Raw genomic sequence first — 3,084 nt, 5'->3', positions numbered from 1 at the left:
CTCAAAGGCTGGAGAATCTTGCGCAAGCTACGCTGCAGCCCGTCCAAGGCCAGCCACCTCTGCAAGGCCATCGCCGTCCTTCAGAACCATCGCGTCACCCAAGCCGGGTGAGCCTGAAATAGGTTCAGTGACCGTACAGACTCGCCATCCCCTGCTGGCCGTGCGAGAGACACCCGAGACAAGAAGCCACGGGAAACAGGCAGAAATCCATGGGCCCCGGTGATCGCTGCGAAGTACGACGTGCTGTTCCCGCCTTCTCGTCCCGAGTTCCGTATCCGCAACCGGGCCGGTCACTCCCTCTACTGATAGTTGGCCTTCGTGTGACGTCCGCCCTGAATCCGGTGATTGATGCCGTGGTGCGCCTAATTCCGGTTGCTTATAGGGAAGTGTGGAGGCATTTACGGTGATTGGCTGTTGTGTTTGACTTCTCCCTTGTAGGCGCACCCTCTGGGAGCGGAACCTGTCAAACCCGGTGAGACGTCAGGCTACTTGCGCGTTTTGTGGTGAGGTGTCGGTCTCGGAGATCACGGGTGGCTGGTTGATCCACACCTTGGTCGGCAATGCCGGTGGGTAGGGTCGCCGGCCGCGGAACCGTTCCGGATGCGCCTGGAAGGCCGCGTGGAGGGTGGCGATCCGGCGGGCCTGGATGTGCGCGGCGGTGCCGTCGTGCACCGAGGCGGGTGTGTGCATCGCGATCCCGGAATGACGATGCTCGTGATTGTAGTAGCGGAAGAATTGGCCGCAGAAAACGTTGGCGTCTTCGATGGATCCGAACCGTCCAGGAAATGCCGGGCAATATTTGAGGGTTTTGTTGTGAACACGAACGCGGGAGGTGGAGAAGCGATGGCGCTTCGCTGAACGTGGTGCTGTGTGAGAGATGGAGGTTTGTCGGCCCTCCAGAGCCGCTCTGCGGGGAGAGGCTCTAAACCACCCCGAGCTGCATTGGCTGAAGACCGTTGTGGTGAACATCGTGGGAAAAGGCGCGACCTGATCGCGTCAGGTGCGGTCCGGGAAGATGAGCGATGGGCGCAGGCCCTCTGCCGTTGACGTGTCGAAAAGAAGTCAGACGAGATCGAAACCGGGGTCGCAAAACTACTCCGGGATGAGTCTGGGAGATACCCGCTTACTGCCCAGGCGGTCTCCGGCATATAGGCAGCATGAGCCCGGACAAGGCTCTCGCATGGAACGTGTGAAGGCGCGTCCCGATACTTCCGCTCGCAGAGCGGGGAGAGGGAGGACTCCAAGCGGCTAATCCGCGAGGAGCAGAGTACCGATGCGGGACGCGCTGGCGGACTCGCCCGTAGTAGCTGAGAAGCCTCTGCGTATCGCAGTGGAGGTGGAGCCAAGGGGCGGGATTGTCCAGGTGAACGAATGCGATCAACCGAGAAGGGAGGAATCGCATGAGTGAGCCGAAGTCTCAGGTCAGGTCGCACGACATACCAAAACGTCTGGTGTGGGGTGCGTGGCTGAAAGTGAAAGAGAATGGAGGGGCGGCCGGGGCCGATGGCGTGACGATCGACCAGTTCGAGGAGAAGCTGAAAGACAATCTCTACAAACTGTGGAATCGCATGTCCTCGGGCAGCTACTTTCCCGGTCCGGTCCGCGCAGTGGAGATACCAAAGAAAGGTGGGACGAGGGTTCTCGGCATCCCGAACGTGATCGACAGGGTGGCCCAGACGGCAGCGGTTATGGCGTTGGAGCCGGACGTGGAGAAGGTGTTCCATGACGACTCCTACGGCTACCGCCCCGGCCGGTCACCGCTGGACGCGGTCAAGGTGTGCCGACAACGGTGCTTCAAGAAGGACTGGGTCGTCGATCTGGACGTCAAAGCCTTCTTCGACTCTGTGCCGTGGGATTTGATGCTGAAGGCGGTCGAGCGGCACACGGACTCGAAATGGGTCCTTCTCTATGTGAAGCGCTGGCTCCAAGCACCGATGCTGATGCCCGACGGCACTCTCACCCTCCGGACGAAGGGCACGCCACAAGGTGGCCCGGTATCCCCATTGCTCGCCAACCTGTTTCTGCACTACGGCTTCGACATGTGGATGGCCCGGGAGTTCCCGACCGTCACGTTCGAGCGGTTCGCAGACGACGTGGTGGTCCATTGCGTCACCGAGCGTCAAGCCCGTCAGGTCTGGGTGGCAATTGAAGGTCGGTTCGCCGAGATCGGGCTGATCCTCCATCCCGACAAAACGAAGATCGTATATTGCAAGGACAGTAGACGCCGCTTGGAGTTCGAGCAGGTGACGTTTACGTTCTGTGGATATGCGTTCCGCCCGCGGATGGCGTTCGACAAGACCCGCAAGCAGGTATACACAGGGTTCTTGCCAGCGGTATCCCCGGACAAGCTGACCGAGATGAGTCGCAAGCTTGCTGCCTGGCGGATCCACCGGCGAACGAATCAGACACTCAGCGAGATCGCGCGATGGCTGAACCCTATCCTGCGGGGTTGGTTCAACTACTTTGCCGTGTTCTACCCGAGCAGGGTGAAACCCCTCTGCGAGCGCATCGACCGCCATCTGATGCGCTGGGCGCAAAGGAAATACAAGCGACTCAAACGCAGCGACAAGAAAGCGCGGCAATGGCTGAAAGCAGTCCGAGAACGGGCGCCTCGGCTGTTCGTGCACTGGGAACTGCGGTATTGACCTGGTGATTGGACGATACGAGCCGGATGAATCGAGAGGTTCACGTCCGGATCTGTGGGGGCGGGCAGGTGAGACCCCTGCCCGCTACCCGGCAACTGCGCTTCCGAGTACGGGTTGTCGTTGGACACGTGCGGCCGGGAATGTGATTGATCGATGCCGAGCAGCGCGAGCAGGCCGGTAACGGTGTTTGAGGTCATCGACGTGCCGCGGTCGGCGTGGATGGAGCGAGGCGCGACGTTATTGTTGGCGGCGATTGCGTTCTGAATGAATTCTCCTGCCAGAGTGCCGTTTTCGGTGGGCCAGATCTCCCAGTGAACCTATTTCAGGCTCACCCGGCTTGGGTGACGCGATGGTTCTGAAGGACGGCGATGGCCTTGCAGAGGTGGCCGGCCTTGGACGGGCTGCAGCGTAGCTTGCGCAAGATTCTCCAGCCTTTGAG

General features: G+C 60.6%; 2 protein-coding genes and 2 pseudogenes. 1 reads left to right on the top strand and 3 read right to left on the bottom strand.

The window, feature by feature from the left end; translation table 11 throughout:
* Positions 1-480 precede the first annotated feature (480 nt).
* Positions 481-672 carry a hypothetical protein gene (locus tag E1295_RS51670; RefSeq protein ID WP_246081254.1) on the bottom strand — a complete coding sequence of 64 codons (192 nt, stop codon included), beginning with the start codon at positions 670-672 and terminating at the stop codon, positions 481-483.
* A gap of 18 nt (positions 673-690) precedes the next feature.
* Positions 691-969: pseudogene (locus E1295_RS52775) on the bottom strand (integrase core domain-containing protein); the annotation flags it as partial.
* A gap of 431 nt (positions 970-1,400) precedes the next feature.
* Between E1295_RS52775 and ltrA the strand changes: the two are divergent.
* Positions 1,401-2,645: a group II intron reverse transcriptase/maturase gene (gene ltrA / locus E1295_RS47785; protein WP_132641985.1), complete on the top strand. Its 1,245-nt coding sequence runs from the start codon at positions 1,401-1,403 to the stop codon at positions 2,643-2,645.
* 95 nt (positions 2,646-2,740) lie between these two features.
* Here ltrA and E1295_RS47780 read toward each other — a convergent pair.
* Positions 2,741-2,869, bottom strand: a pseudogene (locus tag E1295_RS47780) (IS3-like element IS1141 family transposase); the annotation flags it as partial.
* Positions 2,870-3,084: the final 215 nt, after the last annotated feature.

Source organism: Nonomuraea mesophila (assembly GCF_004352805.1).
In the GTDB taxonomy this organism is placed as follows: domain Bacteria; phylum Actinomycetota; class Actinomycetes; order Streptosporangiales; family Streptosporangiaceae; genus Nonomuraea; species Nonomuraea longispora.
This window is presented reverse-complemented; position numbering and strand designations above follow the sequence as displayed.